Annotated in this window: 4 protein-coding genes; 3 read left to right on the top strand and 1 reads right to left on the bottom strand. The window is 38.8% G+C overall.

From position 1 onward, the window contains the following. The 3 genes from mltG to greA form a co-directional block, all read left to right on the top strand. Positions 1-1,192, top strand: a 1,192-nt coding sequence (mltG, locus tag JCM10991_RS11515) for an endolytic transglycosylase MltG (RefSeq protein WP_025021569.1), incomplete at its 5' end; no start/stop codon positions are given. A 15-nt stretch (positions 1,193-1,207) separates the two neighbouring features. Continuing rightward, positions 1,208-1,846, top strand: coding sequence for a uridine kinase (gene udk / locus JCM10991_RS11510; RefSeq protein WP_025021568.1), 639 nt, complete (start codon positions 1,208-1,210; stop codon positions 1,844-1,846). 42 nt (positions 1,847-1,888) lie between these two features. Further along, positions 1,889-2,359, top strand: coding sequence for a transcription elongation factor GreA (gene greA, locus JCM10991_RS11505; protein ID WP_023859670.1), 471 nt, complete (start codon positions 1,889-1,891; stop codon positions 2,357-2,359). Positions 2,360-2,361: 2 nt separating this feature from the next. Here greA and JCM10991_RS15960 read toward each other — a convergent pair. After that, a partial coding sequence (locus JCM10991_RS15960) for a hypothetical protein (protein ID WP_035189019.1) occupies positions 2,362-2,608 on the bottom strand: 247 nt, incomplete at its 5' end.

Genomic DNA, 2,608 nt, shown 5'->3' with positions numbered 1-2,608 from the left:
CAGTAGTGTGAAGAAAAGAAATGAAAAAGACACGCTTGACGCAGCCGAAGGTTCATCCTTACCACCACGGGGGGAGAGAAAAGCTACACCGAAAAAAGCCCGCCGAATTGTGAATGGTGTGGTTATTATGGTGGTACTTTTATTTGTAGCTTTCTGTGGAGTGACTTATAATTACGTCCAAGGAGCCTTGAAACCCTTGCATCCCAATTCTAGTCAACAAATTCAGGTACAAATTCCTGCCGGTTCTACTAGTAAGCAAATTGGGAATATTTTAGAAAAGAAAAAAATCATTAAGAACGGTTTTGTTTTTGACTACTATACTCGTACCAAAAAACTTGGAGGTTTCAAGTCAGGTTACTATGTACTAAAACCTTCGATGACCTTGACGCAAATTGCTAAGGAATTGGCTAAGGGTGGCTCAGCCACAGCTCTAATGAATACTGGCCGAGTGGTGGTTCGAGAAGGGGCCACGGCTGATCAGATTGGTGATGAAGTTGCTTTAAATACTAAGTACAGTAAGCAAGCGTTCTTAAACCTGCTAAATGACGAGAGTTTTTTGAAGGAATTACAAGCTAAATATCCAGAACTCTTGGATTCAGCTATGCAAGCTAAAGATGTACGCTATCGCTTAGAAGGTTATCTTTACCCCGCTACCTACACAGCAAGCAAGAAAACCACGCTTAAGGAATTGGTAACGGAAATGGTGGCTACCACCAACCAACATCTTCAACCCTATTATGCAGAAATCAAGGATAAGAAGTACACGGTGCACGAAGTCTTAACTATGGCGTCTTTGGTTGAACGTGAAGGTGCCACTGACGATGATCGCCGTATGATTGCCGGGGTCTTTTGGAATCGGATTGACAAGAAGATGAAACTACAAACCGATGTAGCTGTTCTTTATGCTTTAGGGCACCATAAGGAAGTTGTAACTTACAAGGATTTAGAAGTTGATTCACCTTACAATCTGTATAAGTATGAGGGTTATGGTCCAGGACCTTATAATAACCCAAGCCTTTCCGCTATTAAGGCGACTTTAAACCCTAAAGACCGTGATAAGGGCTACCTTTACTTTGTAGCTGATATCCATAGTAAGAAAGTTTACTATTCGAAAGACTACGATGAACATCAAAAAAATGTTGAAATGGTTCAAGCCAAAACTGATGCAAGTAAGAAAAATGAAAATAAATAATTGAGGAGATTAATAATGTCTACACCAAACAAACGTCCACGTCCTGTTGTTATTGGAGTTACTGGAGGCTCCGGTAGCGGGAAAACCACGGTTTCTCACGCTATCTTTGATCAATTACAAGGACACTCATTGTTGATGTTAGAAGAAGACTCTTACTACCGGGATCAATCAGAAAAACCCATGGCAGAAAGAGTAAAGACCAACTACGACCATCCTGATGCTTTTGATACTGATTTGATGATTGAACAAATCAAGCAATTATTAGAGTGGCAAAATGTAGAAATTCCGGTTTACGATTATACGGAACATACTCGTAGTGATAAGACGGTTTTAGTCGAACCTAAGGAAGTTATCATTGTGGAAGGAATTTTGGTCTTAAATGATCCTCGCTTGCGGGATTTGATGGATATCAAGGTTTTTGTGGACACTGATGATGATATTCGTATTATTCGCCGGATTCAACGGGATTTGGAGGAACGGGGACGTTCGTTACAATCAGTGATTGACCAGTATCAAAGTACAGTGAAGCCAATGTACCATCAATTTATTGAACCAACCAAGCGTTATGCAGACTTAATTGTGCCTGAAGGGGGCTCTAATCAAGTAGCGATTGACTTGTTGGTCACAAAGATTCGTGATATCATTAGTGATTAAATGTGCTATACTAGTAGATAAGTAAATTTATGAGGTGAAAATATGGCTGAAAAAACATTTCCAATGACCTTAGAAGGTAAGCAAAAATTAGAAGAACAATTAGAATTCTTAAAAACAGAAAAACGGGCTGAAATTGTGAAGCGCATCCAAGTGGCACGTTCTTTTGGGGATTTATCTGAAAACTCAGAATATGAAGCCGCTAAGGATGAACAAGCGCACAATGAAGGTCAAATTAAAGAAATCGAAAATCAGTTACAACATGCTGAAATTATTGATAACAGTGATGTAAGTGATGATGAGGTTGCGATTGGTAAGACGGTAGTTTTCCAAGAAGATGATGACGAACCAGAAACATACCAGATTGTAGGCTCTGCCGAAGCGGATGCTTTCAATGGGAAGATTTCTAACGAATCCCCAATTGCGGCTAGCTTAATTGGACACAAGGTGGGCGATATGGTAACTATCGAAACACCTGGTGGAGATATGACCGTTAAAATTTTAGAAGTTAAATAAATTTAATGAAAAAGGAGCGTAAATCCCCCTACTTTAGTGGGGGATATAAGCTCCACTCGATAGCTCGTAAGAGCTATTTTTTTTTCTAAATATTCTTTAGCTAATTTAGATAATATCTCTGAAACAGATGAATGTTCCTTGACTGTTTGTATTTTCAAACTATCATTAAGTTCAACATTCATATAGATATTTATCCTTTTTTGTTTTCTGCCACAGCACTTATCTTGTGTAATTGAGTATATTTTATTA

The sequence above is a fragment of the Ligilactobacillus equi DSM 15833 = JCM 10991 genome, assembly GCF_000615765.1.
GTDB classification, from domain to species: domain Bacteria; phylum Bacillota; class Bacilli; order Lactobacillales; family Lactobacillaceae; genus Ligilactobacillus; species Ligilactobacillus equi.
This window is presented reverse-complemented; position numbering and strand designations above follow the sequence as displayed.

Coding starts and splice junctions, on each gene's coding strand:
- greA (WP_023859670.1), top strand. CDS start 1,889: ATGGCTGAAAAAACATTTCCAATGACCTTAGAAGGTAAGCAAAAATTA.
- udk (WP_025021568.1), top strand. CDS start 1,208: ATGTCTACACCAAACAAACGTCCACGTCCTGTTGTTATTGGAGTTACT.